Below are 14651 nucleotides of genomic sequence, written 5' to 3'. Positions count from 1 at the left end.
CGGCAACATAGTTAGAGGGTCCGCGCCCGTCAAGCCACGGGCAGGTCTTCAAATGGCTGTATTTTCTGCATTGAAATCAAAGACTTGCAAAGGTGCGACATCGTGCCCGGCACAGCAGTGAGGATGCGTGGCTCGAATCCTTCCGGCAAGCGCCGCCAGATGCCCCGGCCAGCGCAACGCAAGCCGCCGTCAGCCGAAGGGCTCAGCTCCAGCCGCCGCCATAGGTGCGGTAGAAGATATGCAGGCCGATCTTGGTCATCTTCTGCATCGTGCGCGCCCAGCCCGGATGGACGTAGTTGGCGTAGTAGTGGGTCGATGAGCCGACTTCGGGAATGAAGATCTTGCCGGCGGTGACCGCCATCGCGACGTCCTGCGCGGTCTTGTAATGGGCGGGGCTCTCGATGCGCTTCTTGCGGCCGTCGCAGGCGAAGGAGAACTGGCAGCGGTTCAGCCAGTTGTCGTTCTGGTAGACGACGCCGCAAATCGAGTTCGGATAGGCCGGATTGCGGACGCGGTTGAGAATGACCTGGGCGACGGCGGCCTGGCCGCGCATAGATTCTCCCCGCGCCTCGAAATAGATGCCGTTGGCGAGGCAGGCCTGCTCCTTCGTGGAGAAGACGCTGGCCGGCAGCGGGTTCTGGATCCACGAATGATCGCCCTTGGCCATCGGCGGAATGAAGCGCCCGCTGCTCGGCTCCTCGTCCTGCAGCAGCGCTTCGAAGGGCGAGGCCTTGGCGTAATCGGGTTCGGCCTGGGCATAGGCGGTGGCCAGCACGTCCGGTCTGTCATTGTTGACGAGGGCGGCAAGCATGGCCGGCACGCCGGGATCGGGCTTCTTGTCCACATTGGTGTGGAAGGCCTGGGCGATCTGGATTTCCTTGCCTTTGATGCCGGGCTTGGCGAAGGCGAGCTTCAGGCCGCTGTCCATGCTCGGCCGCAGCAGGGAGGACGTGCGCTGAAAGATTGAGCCGGCATTGAAGTTCTTCGGCGGCGCCACCGGCGAGACCTGGATGATGCGGCCCTTCTTGTCGGCGCGCATCACGCGGTCTTCGTCGGGCGTGACGCCGGCGACATTGCCCTTGCCGCGAAACGAGACCTTGCCGACGCCGGGCAGGCGTACGCCCGAGCCCGAGAGCGAACCGGTGGTGACGGAATCGATGAAAGGCATTTCGGCGGCATGAACCGAGCCGGCGACGGAGCGCTCGACATAAGAGTTCCAGCGGGTGCCCGAGGCTTCGAGGCCGGAAATCAAGCTGCCCATGTCCTGGTAGGCGACGACAGTTGGAAAGCCGATCCAGATGCCGAGCCCGATGACCAATGGCGATACGAAGGAACGTTTTTTCTCACCGGCGGCGGCGGCCAGCCGCTTCAGGACACGTCGATGCACGGGGAACTCTCCAGAAACGCCACTGAGCCACTGGAGAGCCAAAGTGAAGCATTAACCTTGATGCGGGGTTAACGCGGTCGATCGTGTTTTTCCGAAGCGGCCCGAAATGGGACGCCGCTTGCCGGCCGGCAACCCGTCAGTTCGGCCTCAGGAAAATTGGCCATGCAATCATGGCGCAGAGCGCGCCCACCAGCCAGACGCCAGGCCACGACCAGACAAGCAGCAAAGCCGGAATGGCGGTCGGCACCACGGAGAAGGCGATGAAGACGAAGCTGTTGGCAAGACCGAGCGCGGTTCCGGCGCGGCTGGCACCGGCAAGCGTGGCGAGTTCGGTGTAGGCGACGCCATGCCAGGCGGAGACCGAAATGCCGGCGAGGACCAGCAGCACGGCGATCGCCGGGATCAACGCGGCATGGGCGTCTGGCGTGGCTCCTGCCGCCAGGACCAGCAGGCCGACGGCCGCGAAGCCAAACGCGCTTGTCACGCTGCAGAGCCGCAGGAATGAGCGGCGGTTGCCGTGGCGGTCGGTGTAGCGGCCGCTCCAGACGCGCATCACCATCGCGCCGGTCTGCACCGCGGCAAGGCTGGCGCTGATCGTGAGCGTGGCCATGCCGGCGAAATCGTGCAGGAAAACGGAGGCGAAGGTGAGCACCGCCACTTGCGGAAAGCAGAGCAGGCCGATGGCGGTGGCGATGCGCCAGACCTCGACATTGCGCAGCGGCGCGGGACCGCCCGACTTTGCCATGGCCATGCTGCCGGCATTGTCCAGTTCCGGCGGCTGGTGCAGCCATCGCCAGGCAAACAGCGCAGAGACGGCGTTCATGGCGGCCAGCAGCCCGAAGACCGCCGCGAAACCGTGCACCGATGCCAGCGACGGCAGGACCAGCGCGCCGAGCCCGCCGCCGAGCGGCACCGCGGTCTGCCTGATGCTCATGGCAAAGCCACGTTCGCCTTCGTGGAACCAGGCCATGATGGCGCGGCCGCTGGAACCGTTGACGCTGCCGCCGAGCAGGCCGGCGACCAGAAGGCATGCGGCCAGCATTGCGACGCCAGGCACATAGGTCACTGAGGGCACGATGAACAACGCCATCAGGGCGAGCCACGCCGCGGTCGCACCAAGGCCGGTCAACAGCACGCCGCGATCTCCCCACCGGTCGGTGAGCAGGCCCCAGGGCAGTTCGCTCAAGGCAACGCCCAGTCCGAGAAGGCCGAGGACCAGGCCGAGATTGCCATTGCTCAAGTGATAGCCCGACCGCAGAAACACCGCCGCCGCCGGTATGCCGGCGAAGGTGGCGGAGAAACCGGCATTGGCGGCAACGCCGATGCCAAGCACCTTCCAGCGATGATTGGCGGGAAATCGTTCAGCCTTCGACGTGACGGCGGCGGCTCGGCCAACCCGGCCTGGCTCACGATTTGCGTCGGCAATCGACATGGCGGGACTCCTGTTGATGCCCTTTCGGGACCTTGACGCCTCGCCTTTACCGCCATAACTTCATCCCGAATATCGGGAATTTTTTGACAATTGTTCCCGAACAACAGGACCGTTTTGATGCGCCGCGTAACCTTCGACCTTGATGTCCTCCGAAGCTTCGTCACCGGGATGGAACTCGGCAGCTTCGCCAAGGCCGCCGACCGGCTTGGACGCTCGACTTCGGCGGTGAGCGCGCAATTGAAGAAGCTGGAGGACCAGGCGGCGACGCCGATCTTCCGCAAGTCGGGCCGCGGACTGGCGTTGACCGAAGCCGGCGAAACCATGCTCGGCTATGCCAGGCGGCTGCTCGAGTTGAACGACGAGGCGGCCTCGGCCATCCACGACGTGGAACTGGAAGGCTGGGTCAGGCTCGGCCTGCAGGAGGATTTCGGCGAGGCGGTGCTGCCGGAGGTGCTCGGACGCTTCGCCCGCGCGCACCCCAAGGTCAAGATCGAGGCGCGGATCGGGCGCAGCTATGAACTTGCCGAGCGGATCACATCAGGCAATCTCGACATTGCGCTGGCCTGGGACAGCGGCCAGGCGCTGCCTTACAGCCGGCATGTCGGCGACGCGCAATTGCGCTGGATCGGGCCGGCCAAGCTGATCGAGACCAGGCTGCGCGAGGGCGAGGCGCTGCCGCTGGTGGCGCTGGAAGCGCCGTGCCTGCTGCGCACGGTGACGACGGAAACACTCGACCGCGCCGGCCTGCCATGGCGGATGGCCTTCTCCAGCCCCAGCCTTGGCGGCATCTGGGCGGCGGTCGCCGCCGGCCTCGGCCTGACCATCCGCACGGATATCGGCCTGCCGGCCAATGTCAGGGCGATGGCGCCGCAAACGCTGGGCTTACCCGCGCTGCCGACCATGGCGCTGGTGCTGCACCAGAAAGACGCCGAACTGGACCCGGTGGCGGCGCGGCTGGCGGATATATTGTGGCACGCGGCGGTGGCGGCGCTGCCGCAGGACGAGCGGTTGAGAGAGGTCGCTTAGACGGAAGCGGCTGTCCAGCGTAGCGTTCCGTCACACCCCCCTCTGTCCTGCCGGACATCTCCCCCGCAAGGGGGGAGATTGGATCTCGCGAATGCTTTCGCCAATTTTCAACGTTGCAAGAGAGGCTCCAAGGACGAAACGACTGATCTCCCCCCTTGCGGGGGAGATGCCCGGCAGGCAGAGGGGGGTGCTGTCCCGCCAATCTTGCGGAGAATTTCGCAACCGTCACCGCTCACTTGCGCTTGTTCGCTCTCCCCGCGAACGGGTTGTCCGAAGTCCGCAGCGCTATCCTGATCGGCACGCCGGGCATGTCGAAGGCTTCGCGCAGGCTGTTGGAGAGGTAGCGGACATAGGATTGCGGCATCGCGTCGGGCCGCGAGCACTGGACGACGAAACCCGGCGGCCGGGTCTTGGCCTGGGTGACATATTTGACCTTGAGCCGGCGGCCGGCGACAGCGGGCGGCGGGTGATGCGCCAGAATGCTTTCCAGCCAGCGGTTGAGCTTGCCGGTGGAAACGCGGCTGTTCCACACCTTGTGCGTCTTGATGACGGCATCCATCAGCTTGTCGAGGCCGCGCCCGGTCTCGGCCGAAACGGTCACCGCCTGGATGCCGCGCACCTGCGGCAAAAGCCGTGTGGTCTTTTCGCGCAACTCGGCCAGCAGTTCCTGCGGATTGTCGATCAGGTCCCATTTGTTGAAGGCGATGACCGGCGCCCTGCCCTCCCGGATGATCAGGTCGGCGATCTGCAAATCCTGCTTCTCGAAAGGGATGGTGGCGTCGAGCACGATGATGACGATCTCGGCAAAGCGGATGGCGCGCAAGCCGTCCTGCACCGACATCACTTCCAGCTTCTCGTGGATCCTGGCCTTGCGGCGCATGCCGGCAGTGTCGAACAGTTTTAGCCGGCGGCCATGCCAGTCCCAGTCGACGGAGATGGAATCGCGGGTGATGCCGGCTTCCGGGCCGGTCAGCAGCCGCTCCTCGCCGATCAACGCGTTGATCAGCGTCGACTTGCCGGCATTGGGCCGGCCGACGACGGCGATGCGCATCGGCTTGGTGTCGTCATAGGCGGGTTCGGCGTCGGGATCGGTGATGTCCTCGCCGATCAGCACCTCGCTGGCGGCGACGTCCTCGGCCTCGTCTTCTTCCTCGCCGAAGGCGCGGTCTTTGCCCAGCGCCTCGATCACCGCGTCGCGCAGATCGGGCATGCCCTGGCCGTGCTCGGCCGAGACCGGGATCGGCTCGCCCAAGCCCAGTTCCCAGGCTTCCAGCATGCCGCCCTGGGCGCCCTTGGCCTCGGCCTTGTTGGCGACCAGCACGACCGGCTTGCCGGACTTGCGCACGATCTCGGCAAAGGTGCGGTCGTCGGGCAAAAGCCCGGACTTGGCGTCGATGGTGAAGAAGATCAGGTCGGCTTCGCGGATCGCGATCTCGGTCTGCGCGCGCATGCGGCCGGGCAGCGTCGAGGCGGCGGCGTCTTCGAAACCGGCGGTGTCGATGACATCGAAATGCAGATCGTAGAGTTTGGCCGCGTGGACGCGACGGTCGCGGGTGACGCCCGGCGTGTCGTCGACAAGCGCCAGCTTCCGTCCCACCAATCGGTTGAAAAGCGTCGATTTGCCGACATTGGGCCGGCCGATAATGGCGACTTTGAAGCTCATCCGGCTATCCATATCATCGCCCAAACCGCAGCGCGCCCTTGGGTCAGGCCCGAGGGCAGGCTTTGGGCGATGCGTATCATGACGCGCCCGAGCCGCGGATCAATTCCGACATCAGCGTCGCCCGCTGGCGCGCGTTGCGCGGGGCGCCGTCATCGGCGGCGATCTGGTCGAACAGTTTCAGCGCATCCTGGGTCTTGCCTTCCTTCCAGGCGGCAAGGCCGAGCGCTTCGCGCGCTGTGTGGCGCAGCGTGTTGTTGTCGGCGGTCAGCGCCTCGACGCGGCTGGAGACGTCGGCGAAGGAGCCGTGATCGACGAGCAGCAGGGCGGCCCGCAGGCGCGCCATGTCGCGAATGCCCTGGGGAATGGCGTTGTCGGCGGCGACGCCATCGAAATCGGCGACGGCGGCGGCAAAGTCGCCCTTGTCGGCCTTGACGGTTGCCGCGCGCATGCGGGCGAGCAGCGGATAGGCGCCGTAGCCATCCTTTTCCAGCTGTTCGAGGGCGGTCAGCGCCTCGTCGCTCTTGCCGTCATTGGCAAGCTTCAGCGCCTGCGAGAAGGCATCGCCGGAGCGGTTGGCGCGGGTCTCGTCCCAATAGCGGTAGCCGACGAAGGCGGCGGTGCCAAGCACCACCAGGATGGCGAGGCCAAGGATCGCCGGACCAAAGCGGTCCCATAGCGCCTGCGCCTGCTCGCGACGGATCTCGTCGTTGACTTCGCGGATAAAACTGTCGTCGGACATCAATCAAAACCATTGCTGCCCTAACAGGGGCGCTTCTTGAGCCCGCGTTTTAGCGAAATTTCGCGGGCATGGAAGGGGCTCGGCAGGAAAATCGGCTAATCGCCGGGCGCATAGCTGCCGACGTTGATCGCACCCACGCCACATTTTGCCGATAGCCGGCTTGGACTGCCTCCAGATCAAGCCCAGATTGCCGATGCCACGTTTGTCCCGCGTTGTTGCGTTTTCCTCAGCCGTGCTTGCCATGGCTGGTGCGGCTTTCGCCGACCCGCCGGCGCCGCCTGCCCCGGCAAAGCCGAAGCAGATCGTCATCATCTCGTTCGATAGCGCCCGGGAGATCTCGCAATGGCAGCGCAGCCGGGCGCTGGCCAAGCGCACCGGCGCGCATTTCACCTACTTTTTGTCCTGCGTCTTCCTGCTGTCGCCGCAGACGCGGGCCGACTACACAGCTCCGGCCAAGTCCGCGGGCAAATCCAACATCGGCTTTGCCGCTTCGAAGCAGGACGTCGCCGATCGGCTCGATCAGATCGGGCTCGCCGCTTCGGAAGGCCACGACATCGCCAGCCATGGCTGCGGCCATTTCGACGGCAAGGACTGGAGCAAGGCCGACTGGCTGAAGGAATTCGCCTCGTTCGAGCGCATTCTGGAAAACGCCTATGCGATCAACGGTATTGAACCCGAGCCCAAGGGATGGCGCGATATTGCCCATGCCGTTGTCGGCTTTCGCGCGCCGTACCTCTCGACCAGCAAAGGGCTCTATGAGGCCCTGCCTGAAGCCGGCTACCACTATGATGCCAGCGGCGTTTCGAAAGGCCCGGTCGAGCCGCCGACCGGCGGCGGCTTGACCCGCTTTTCGCTGCCGCAGATCCCGGAAGGCCCTGATGGTAGGCTGGTGATCGCCATGGACTACAATCTCTATGTCAGGCATTCCGGCGGCTTCGAGCGGCCGAGCCAGGCAGCCGAGTTCAGCGATCGGACCTACCAGGCCTTCCGCGCCGCCTTCGACAAGCAATATCAGGGCAAGCGCATCCCACTGGTGCTGAGCTTCCACTTCACGCCGATGAACAACGGCGCCTACTGGAACGCGCTGGAGCGCTTTGCCGACGAGACTTGCGTGAAAGCCGACGTCGAATGCATCAGTTTTCGCGATTATGTGCAGCGGCAACGTGGTAGCGAGAGGCAGGCGGCGGTGGGCGGCTGAGCCGCCAACCGTCTATGCAGATAGGATCAAGCTGGGTCGGGTTCCTTTGCCTGTTCCTGACGCTCCATGAAGTGGCGGTCAATGTCGGGCAGCGGCTCGCCGCGAATCGTCGCCTCGAAGGCGCGAAGGCGCTTGTGAACTGACAGAAGCTCGACAATCGTCGACCAAGAATTGACGAGATACTGGAATGAGTTGGTTACCTGACTGAAGGCTGAACTGACCTGGTTGATGAGACCCAGCGTCAGCGTTCCAGCGATCATGGAAGGCACCATCAGGAAGTAGGAGAAGACGTTGTTGGTCTGAAGATAAAGATAGCGGACCACGTTGAAATACACATAGTGGAAATACAGGCGAAAGTAGTTTTGCCGCACACTCGCAAACAGCTCCGCGACGGTCGGCGGCTGCGCCCGGGCCGGATCGTCCTCACCGTAGACGAGTTCCTTGCGATATGCTGCCTCGACGCGCTGGTTACGAAACTGCAAGCCAGGAAGCTTGATGCCTGCGGTCGCAATGATGACTGTACCGAAGACTGCCCAGAAGATCGCAGCCAAAACCAGCGGCTGAGGAACATGACCGATCAATGGCAACTCTGTGACATGCTTAGAATAACTGAGCAGGATCGGCATGAAAGCGATAAGCGTCATGATGGAATCGACGAAGCTAGTGCCAAGGTCTTCCATTATCTTGGAAAACCGCATCGTGTCTTCCTGCACACGCTGTGCAGCGCCCTCAATATGGCGCAGCTTCGGCCAATAGGACATGTAGTAATTGTTCATCGCAGTGCGCCAGCGAAACACCCAGTGGCTGACGAAGAAGTTTGTCAAAACGAACACGGTAACCGCGACAAGAGCGATACCGAGGAAAGTGATTATTTGAGCGTAAAGATCAGCCTCGGTTGCCTTGACCGTTTTGCTAACGATGCCCTGAATGAGGTCCCAGAATGGTCCATACCATGCGTTGATCGCCACGCTTACCTGCACCTGAAAGTAGGTCGTGAACAGGAGCAGCGAACTGCCGAGGATAGACCATTGGTCCCACGGGTGCGGAGAATACCAGTGCCAGAAGCCATAGAATATCAAAACGCCAAGCGCATAGTAGATGTAGAACCAGAGGAACGGAGGCGACCAGAACACCGAGACGCCTATGATGGGCGGCGCGTCGGCAAGAGCCGGAGGCAAGCCGAGAAACGCGCCAAGCTGGTCAGCACCGAGGAACCAGGCTGCCACGAGAACCGCAGTCCAGACGACGGCCGAGATGAAAAACAGCTTCGGCTGCGGGAAGAAGGATACGAACACTGTGGTGAAATCCTCGGTCGGTGCGCAAATCAGCGGGGTTCGGCGGGCATAAAGTCACACATTAGGTGGAAAGCAAATGCCCGTACCCGATGCCCGGCATCGAGCAAGACCACAATCATGGCGATTTTGGCGCGGCCGACCAGGTGATCCCAGCAGATACCAGCAATACGCCAGCAGCGACGATCGAGGCCAGGAAGAAGTTGCCCGAGGCTTGCGCCAGCAGTCCGGCGACGATCGGGCCGACGATCTGGCCGATGCCGAAGGAAGCGGTCATCAGCGCAAAAATCCGGCGCGGCGCCTCCGGCACGAGCTGCCTTGCCGTCTGCAGGCCGAGCGCGGTGATGGCGATGAAGGTGCCGCCGAGCAGGACGCCCGCCAGCAGCGGCCCGGCGGTGCCGCCGATGGCGACGCTGGCGGTGACGCCGACCACCTCGACCAGGCAGCCCACGGCATAGGCGGTATAAAGCCCGATCCGTGCCGCTACCTTCTGCCACAGCCAGACCGAGGGAAAGCCGGCAAGGCCGGTGACCATCCAGACGCTTGCCTCGAAGACGCGGCCGCCGCCGCCCTGGCGCACGATGGCGACCAGGAAGGTCGCCGTCACCACATAGCCGAAGCCGAACAGGCCGTAGGCAACGATGACTTTTGCCAACGACCGGTCCCTCGGCAGTGCCGGTTCGCGGTCGGCCACGCCGCGGCCAGGTGCGGTGCCGCCGGCGAGCAAGGCGACCATCGCAAGGCCGCCGGCGGAAATCGCTGCCGACCACAGCCAGCCCGAAGCCCAGCCGGCATGTTCGGTGACCAGAACCGCCATCAGCGCTGAGGATGCCGCGATGCCGAGGCCGACGCCGCCGAAATGCAGCGCCTGCAGGTCGCTTCTGTTGGCGGCTGCCAGGTGACCGAAGACGATCGAGGCCATGAACACCATGACGAAGGCGCTGGCGAGACCGGCAAGGAAGCGGAGGACGACAAAGGCGGTCATCGTCTCGCTCAGCCCCATCAGGGCGGCGAGCGCAGCACTGGCGGCAAGGCCGCCAAACATCAGCAGGCGCTCGCGCCCATGCGCCCAGCCGCCTGCCGCCGCAAGCGCGCCGACGAGGTAGCCGAGATAATTGGCCGACGCGATCCAGCCGGCATCGGCCGGCGACAGATGCAGTTCTTCCATCATTCCGGGCAGGATCGGCGTGTAGACGAAACGGCCAATGCCCATGGCGACGGCCATGGCGATCATGCCAGCGAGAGCAAGGCCCAAGGGTGATGGAGCGGCGTTCATTGCAGCGCACCATAGAATTGGCGACCGATGAAACAATCCGCTTTGTGTTGGGCCAGCGGGCGCGACTAACGCCCCCGCATCTCAGCCGCAGCCGAGCGCCCCGGTCTCGTAGGCGGTGCGGCGCGCCGTCAGCCGGAACGGGATATCTCCGAGTTCGCGTTCCGACATGGTGTCCAGCACCGGATGCGACAATGGGTCGGTAACCCAGTCGATGACATCGCCGCCGTGCATCCCATCATAGCGGTCCGGCCGGAGGCCGGCAGCGGCTAAGACCTTGAACAATGATACGATCGTCATCCTCGCCTCCTCGGTCTGACTGTCCCACTAAAATCTGCCTTGTCGGGCTGTCTTTCAATTGAGATTTCAGCCGCGCCGGTTTAGAAAAACTGAAATGGCTATGCTGAACCGCGTCCATCTCAACGGCCTGCGCGCCGTCGAAACCGTCGCCCGCCTCGGCTCGCTCGCGGCGGCGGCCGGCGAACTCAACGTCTCGGTCAGCGCCGTCAGCCAGCAGATCAACCGCACTGAAAAGCAGCTCGGACAGGCGCTGTTCGAACGCACCGCAAGCGGGCTGGTGCTGACCGAATTCGGAACGGTTTTTTCCGCCCGACTGGGCGCCGGTTTTCGCGAGCTGGCGCAAGCGGTGGCGCTGGCCGACGAGGCGAGCCAGTGCACGCTGGTGGTGTCGGTGGCGCCGGCCTTCGCTTCGAAATGGCTGCTGCCGCGGCTGTCACGTCACTTCGACCGGCATCCCAATGTGCTGTTGCGCATCGACGCCTCGGTGCGGCTCGCCGATCTCGAACGCTCCGACATAGACATCGCCATCCGGCTCGGCGACGGCAAATGGCCGGGCGGGCGGGCGGAGCTGCTTCTGGCGCAGGAAGTTTTCCCGGTCTGCGCGCCGGTGATCGCCGAGAAACTGAAATCGATCGAAGACCTCGCGCAGACCTGCGCCATCACCGACGAGCGGGCGATGATCAATTGGGAGAGCTGGTTCAAAGCCGCTGACGTCGAACCAGTCACCTTCCGCAAGGGTGCGCGTTTCACCGACCCGATGCTGTGCCTGGAATCGGCGATCGCCGGCCATGGCGTCATGCTCGGCTGGCAATTGCTGGCCGCCGATGCGCTGGCCGACGGCCGCCTCGTCGCGCCTTTCGGCGTGCGGGCGCAGAGCGGCCTCGGCTACTGGCTGGTGACCTCGGCGACCAAGACCGAAAGCCGCAAGGTGCGCGATTTCAAGATCTGGATCCGCGAGGAAATCGCGGCGACCGTGGCGCAGTTCAGCGCGCTGGAAAGCGCTGCCTAGGGCTGTCCGTCGCGACGGTGCTGGAAAGCACAGCCGCGCCGATCTATGTTGGAAGCTTCACCTCCAAGACCAAGGCAGGCAGGATCATGACCACACATTCGCGCGGCGTTTCCGCAACCATCGACCCGGTGAAGCTCGACAGGCTGGCGGAAGTCGCCATCAAGGTGGGGCTGCAATTGCAACCGGGGCAGGATTTGGTGCTGACCTCGTCGATCGCAGCCCTGCCGCTGACCAGGCGCATCGTCGAGCACGCTTACAAGGCGGGCGCCGGGCTGGTAACGCCGATCTTCAATGATGACGAGATCACGCTGGCGCGCTTCCGCTACGGCGCGGATGCCGGCTTCGACCGCGCCGCCGGCTGGATATATGAAGGCATGGCGAAGGCCTTTTCCAACAATGCGGCGCGGCTTGCCGTGCGCGGCGAGGACCCGTCGCTGTTGTCGGCGCAGGACCCGGCGAAAGTGGCGCGCGCCAACAAGGCGAACTCGATGGCCTACCAGCCGGCGCTGGAAAAGATCACCGGCTTCGACATCAACTGGAACATCGTCGCCTACCCGGATCTCGCCTGGGCCAAGCAGGTCTTCCCCGGCGATGCCGACGATGTCGCCGTGGTCAAGCTTGCCGATGCGATCTTTTCGGCATCACGGGTCGATGTGGAAGACCCGATCGCAAACTGGACGGCGCACAATGCAGCGCTGCGCGGCCGCACAAAGTGGCTGAACGAGCACAATTTCCATGATCTGCATTTCAGCGGCCCGGGCACCGACCTCACCGTCGGGCTGGCCGATGGCCATGAATGGATGGGCGGCGCCTCGACCGCCAAGAACGGCGTCACCTGCAATCCGAACATCCCGACCGAGGAGGTCTTCACCACGCCGCATGCACGGCGCGTCTCCGGCCATGTCTCCTCGACCAAGCCGCTGTCCTACCAGGGCACGCTGATCGACGATATCTCGGTGCGTTTCGAAGAGGGCAGGATCGTCGAGGCCAAGGCTTCGAAGGGCGAGGACGTGCTGAAGAAAGTGCTCGACACCGACGAGGGTTCGCGCCGGCTCGGCGAGGTGGCGCTGGTGCCGCATTCCTCGCCGATCTCGGCCAGCGGCCTGCTGTTCTTCAACACGCTGTTCGACGAGAACGCCGCCTGCCACATCGCGCTCGGGCAGTGCTATTCAAAATGCTTCGTCGACGGCGCCTCGCTCAGCCAGGACGAAATCGCCCAGCGCGGCGGCAACAAGAGTTTTATCCACATCGACTGGATGATCGGCTCGGACAAGATCGACATAGACGGCGTGCACAAGGATGGCCGCCGCGTGCCGGTGATGCGCAAGGGCGAGTGGGCGTAAAGGGGGCGGATGGCCTTCGACCTGACGGTCAAGCGAATTTACGAAGCACCCGCGCCCGATGACGGGCAGCGGGTGCTGGTCGATCGCATCTGGCCGCGCGGCGTCAGCAAGGAGGATGCCGCGCTGACGCTGTGGCTGAAGGACATCGCGCCGAGCGATGAATTGCGGAGGTGGTTCGGACATGAGCCGGCGCGGTGGGCGGAGTTTCAGGTGCGGTATTCGGTCGAACTGGATGGGAATAGCGAAGCGGTGGCGCAACTGCGTGGCTTGCTCGGCAAGGCCAAGGTGACGCTGCTTTATGGCGCGCATGACGAGGCGCATAACAATGCGGTGGCGTTGGCGGGGTATTTGCGCGGGACGGGTTGAGAGACAGCGAACCGCTGCATACGCCGCAAGCGAAAGCCTTCACAATTAGCGATCGCCCTCCACGCGTTCGTCATCCTCGGGCTGACCCGAGGATCCTGTGTGTTGTTCCCATGCTATGTTTGGGGTGGGAAGGAGACCGACAGGATCCCATGGTCTGCGCTGCGTCGCTTCGAACCTAGCTTCGCCACAGGATGACGAAGCGAGGCTACGCTACTTCACCACCCCTTCATAAGCCTCCGGCTTGAAGCCAACCAAAATCTCATCCCCGACCTCGAGCACCGGGCGCTTGATCATCGTCGGGTTGGCCAGCATCAGCTTCCTGGCCTTCTTCTCGTCGAGCCCTTGCTTGTCCTTGTCAGGCAGTTCGCGAAATGTGGTGCTGCCCTTGTTGAGCAGCTTTTCCCAGCCAACCTTGCCGACCCACCCGTCCAGTCTGCCCGCCTCTATCCCCTCGGCCCGGTAGTCGTGAAAGCGGTAGGGCACAGCATGGCCCTCCAGCCAGGTGCGCGCCTTGCGGATCGTGTCGCAGGTGGTGATGCCGTACATGGTGATCGTCAAAACGCGCTTCCCTCGACTGACAGTCGAATCCTCAGACAGCCTAAAACCGCCCTCCCCGCTTTGCCAGCGTCCCAATCGCTAGCGGCGCTTTTTTAGAGGTTGCCAATACTAAGGAAATTTCCTAAGTATCTGCTGCACCGCGTCGACAGACCTCAGGATCGCCCATGCCAAGCCTCCACGCCCCAACTACAAGTCTCCCGCCGATCGACGGCATCTTCCGCGCGCTGGCTGACCCGACGCGGCGGCGCGTGGTCGAGCGGTTGAACCGCAGTCCCGCCTCAGTCAGCGAGTTGGCGCAGCCTTTCGAGATGGCGCTGCCTTCCTTCATCGAGCATCTGAAAGTGCTGGAAGGCTGCGGTCTGGTGCGATCGGGAAAAATCGGCCGCACCAGAACCTATCAGCTGGCGCCCGAACCGCTGCAGCTCGCCGAAAACTGGCTGGCCGAACAGCGCACGCTGTGGGAGCGCCGACTCGATCAATTCGACGCCTATGTGATGAGCCTCAAGGAGCCAGAAAAGTGAGCTATCCCTTCAAGCCCGACCCCAGACTGGACCTTGTGCTGGAGCGCAAGCTCGACGCGCCGCGCGAACTCTTGTGGAGCGCGATGACGGTGCCGGAGCATGTCAAGCAATGGTTCACGCCCAAGCCCTGGCTGATCACCGATTGCGAGATCGACCTTCGTCCGGGCGGACTGTTCCGGACGCGCATGCAATCGCCCGACGGCAAGGAGGTCAACGACCGCCATTGCTGCTATCTCGAGATCGTGCCGAACGAGCGGCTGGTGTGGACCGATGCGCTGCTGCCGGGCTATCGGCCCTCCGGCGAGCCCTTCATCACCGCAGTCATTTCGCTTCAGTCGGATGACAAGGGCACGCGCTACACGGCAACGGCCATCCATCGCGACGAGGCTACCCGCAACAATCATGAAGAGATGGGGTTCTTCGACGGCTGGGGCACGGTGGCCGATCAGTTGGCGCAGTATGTGAAGACCATTTGAGCTTTTCCCACTGCGGCCAGGACTTTGTCCCGGCCGCCTGGTTTTTGGGTCGTGCAGCGAAGTGCGCC

15 protein-coding genes are annotated in these 14651 nt (G+C 63.8%); 7 read left to right on the top strand and 8 right to left on the bottom strand.

Annotation, left to right across the window (positions count from 1 at the left end):
• Window positions 1-202 precede the first annotated feature (202 nt).
• Both AC3EMP_RS12870 and AC3EMP_RS12865 read right to left on the bottom strand, forming a co-directional pair.
• Complete coding sequence (locus tag AC3EMP_RS12870; protein ID WP_352711084.1) at window positions 203-1387, bottom strand: cell wall hydrolase; 1185 nt, start codon at window positions 1385-1387, stop codon at window positions 203-205.
• 136 nt (window positions 1388-1523) lie between these two features.
• A complete protein-coding gene (locus AC3EMP_RS12865; RefSeq protein ID WP_023729306.1) occupies window positions 1524-2819 on the bottom strand; it encodes an MFS transporter in 1296 nt (431 codons plus the stop codon).
• 117 nt (window positions 2820-2936) lie between these two features.
• Here AC3EMP_RS12865 and AC3EMP_RS12860 point away from each other — a divergent pair, with 117 nt between their 5' ends.
• Window positions 2937-3845: a LysR substrate-binding domain-containing protein gene (locus AC3EMP_RS12860; protein WP_023668489.1), complete on the top strand. Its 909-nt coding sequence runs from the start codon at window positions 2937-2939 to the stop codon at window positions 3843-3845.
• Between the two features lie 232 nt (window positions 3846-4077).
• Here the strand turns inward: AC3EMP_RS12860 and der are convergent, their stop codons facing one another.
• Window positions 4078-5508: a ribosome biogenesis GTPase Der gene (gene der, locus AC3EMP_RS12855; RefSeq protein WP_023729305.1), complete on the bottom strand. Its 1431-nt coding sequence runs from the start codon at window positions 5506-5508 to the stop codon at window positions 4078-4080.
• Between the two features lie 76 nt (window positions 5509-5584).
• On the bottom strand, window positions 5585-6247 hold the full coding sequence (locus AC3EMP_RS12850; protein ID WP_023729304.1) for a tetratricopeptide repeat protein: 663 nt from the start codon (window positions 6245-6247) through the stop codon (window positions 5585-5587).
• Between the two features lie 193 nt (window positions 6248-6440).
• Here AC3EMP_RS12850 and AC3EMP_RS12845 point away from each other — a divergent pair, with 193 nt between their 5' ends.
• Complete coding sequence (locus AC3EMP_RS12845) at window positions 6441-7445, top strand: polysaccharide deacetylase family protein (protein WP_023729303.1); 1005 nt, start codon at window positions 6441-6443, stop codon at window positions 7443-7445.
• A 26-nt stretch (window positions 7446-7471) separates the two neighbouring features.
• Here the strand turns inward: AC3EMP_RS12845 and sbmA are convergent, their stop codons facing one another.
• From sbmA to AC3EMP_RS12830, 3 genes are all read right to left on the bottom strand, one after another.
• Entirely contained in the window at window positions 7472-8740 is a 1269-nt protein-coding gene (gene sbmA, locus AC3EMP_RS12840) for a peptide antibiotic transporter SbmA (RefSeq protein ID WP_023704870.1), read from the bottom strand.
• A gap of 115 nt (window positions 8741-8855) precedes the next feature.
• Window positions 8856-10013, bottom strand: a complete 1158-nt coding sequence (locus AC3EMP_RS12835) for a YbfB/YjiJ family MFS transporter (RefSeq protein ID WP_023740672.1) — start codon at window positions 10011-10013, stop codon at window positions 8856-8858.
• Window positions 10014-10094: 81 nt separating this feature from the next.
• Complete coding sequence (locus AC3EMP_RS12830) at window positions 10095-10310, bottom strand: hypothetical protein (protein WP_352711082.1); 216 nt, start codon at window positions 10308-10310, stop codon at window positions 10095-10097.
• A 94-nt stretch (window positions 10311-10404) separates the two neighbouring features.
• On the opposite strand from AC3EMP_RS12830, the gene AC3EMP_RS12825 reads away from it, so the two are divergent.
• The 3 genes from AC3EMP_RS12825 (at window position 10405) to AC3EMP_RS12815 (ending at window position 13028) form a co-directional block, all read left to right on the top strand.
• Window positions 10405-11319, top strand: a complete 915-nt coding sequence (locus tag AC3EMP_RS12825) for a LysR substrate-binding domain-containing protein (RefSeq protein WP_023729300.1) — start codon at window positions 10405-10407, stop codon at window positions 11317-11319.
• Window positions 11320-11405: 86 nt separating this feature from the next.
• On the top strand, window positions 11406-12662 hold the full coding sequence (locus AC3EMP_RS12820; RefSeq protein WP_023738452.1) for an aminopeptidase: 1257 nt from the start codon (window positions 11406-11408) through the stop codon (window positions 12660-12662).
• Between the two features lie 9 nt (window positions 12663-12671).
• Entirely contained in the window at window positions 12672-13028 is a 357-nt protein-coding gene (locus tag AC3EMP_RS12815; protein WP_023701480.1) for a DUF488 domain-containing protein, read from the top strand.
• 210 nt (window positions 13029-13238) lie between these two features.
• On the opposite strand, the gene AC3EMP_RS12810 is transcribed toward AC3EMP_RS12815, so the two are convergent.
• Entirely contained in the window at window positions 13239-13586 is a 348-nt protein-coding gene (locus tag AC3EMP_RS12810) for an ArsC family reductase (protein WP_023709906.1), read from the bottom strand.
• Between the two features lie 164 nt (window positions 13587-13750).
• Between AC3EMP_RS12810 and AC3EMP_RS12805 the strand changes: the two genes are divergently transcribed.
• Window positions 13751-14107 (top strand): ArsR/SmtB family transcription factor, encoded by a 357-nt coding sequence (locus tag AC3EMP_RS12805; protein WP_023834821.1) that lies wholly within the window; start codon window positions 13751-13753, stop codon window positions 14105-14107.
• The gene (locus AC3EMP_RS12800; protein ID WP_023668501.1) at window positions 14104-14583 is read left to right on the top strand and encodes an SRPBCC family protein; all 480 of its coding nucleotides are present in this window, start codon (window positions 14104-14106) and stop codon (window positions 14581-14583) included. The genes AC3EMP_RS12805 and AC3EMP_RS12800 overlap by 4 nt, the downstream gene beginning before the upstream one ends.
• Window positions 14584-14651: the final 68 nt, after the last annotated feature.

The organism is Mesorhizobium sp. P160219 (assembly GCF_057786095.1).
Note: the sequence above shows the minus strand (reverse complement) of the source record. Positions and strands in the feature narration are given on the sequence as shown.

Bases quoted from the DNA above. Each gene is read 5' to 3' on its own strand.
- AC3EMP_RS12825 (WP_023729300.1), top strand. From the start codon at position 10,405: ATGGCTATGCTGAACCGCGTCCATCTCAACGGCCTGCGCGCCGTCGAA.
- AC3EMP_RS12845 (WP_023729303.1), top strand. From the start codon at position 6,441: ATGCCACGTTTGTCCCGCGTTGTTGCGTTTTCCTCAGCCGTGCTTGCC.
- AC3EMP_RS12860 (WP_023668489.1), top strand. From the start codon at position 2,937: ATGCGCCGCGTAACCTTCGACCTTGATGTCCTCCGAAGCTTCGTCACC.
- AC3EMP_RS12865 (WP_023729306.1), bottom strand. From the start codon at position 2,819: ATGTCGATTGCCGACGCAAATCGTGAGCCAGGCCGGGTTGGCCGAGCC.
- AC3EMP_RS12820 (WP_023738452.1), top strand. From the start codon at position 11,406: ATGACCACACATTCGCGCGGCGTTTCCGCAACCATCGACCCGGTGAAG.
- AC3EMP_RS12830 (WP_352711082.1), bottom strand. From the start codon at position 10,310: ATGACGATCGTATCATTGTTCAAGGTCTTAGCCGCTGCCGGCCTCCGG.
- AC3EMP_RS12805 (WP_023834821.1), top strand. From the start codon at position 13,751: ATGCCAAGCCTCCACGCCCCAACTACAAGTCTCCCGCCGATCGACGGC.
- AC3EMP_RS12835 (WP_023740672.1), bottom strand. From the start codon at position 10,013: ATGAACGCCGCTCCATCACCCTTGGGCCTTGCTCTCGCTGGCATGATC.
- AC3EMP_RS12850 (WP_023729304.1), bottom strand. From the start codon at position 6,247: ATGTCCGACGACAGTTTTATCCGCGAAGTCAACGACGAGATCCGTCGC.
- der (WP_023729305.1), bottom strand. From the start codon at position 5,508: ATGAGCTTCAAAGTCGCCATTATCGGCCGGCCCAATGTCGGCAAATCG.
- AC3EMP_RS12815 (WP_023701480.1), top strand. From the start codon at position 12,672: ATGGCCTTCGACCTGACGGTCAAGCGAATTTACGAAGCACCCGCGCCC.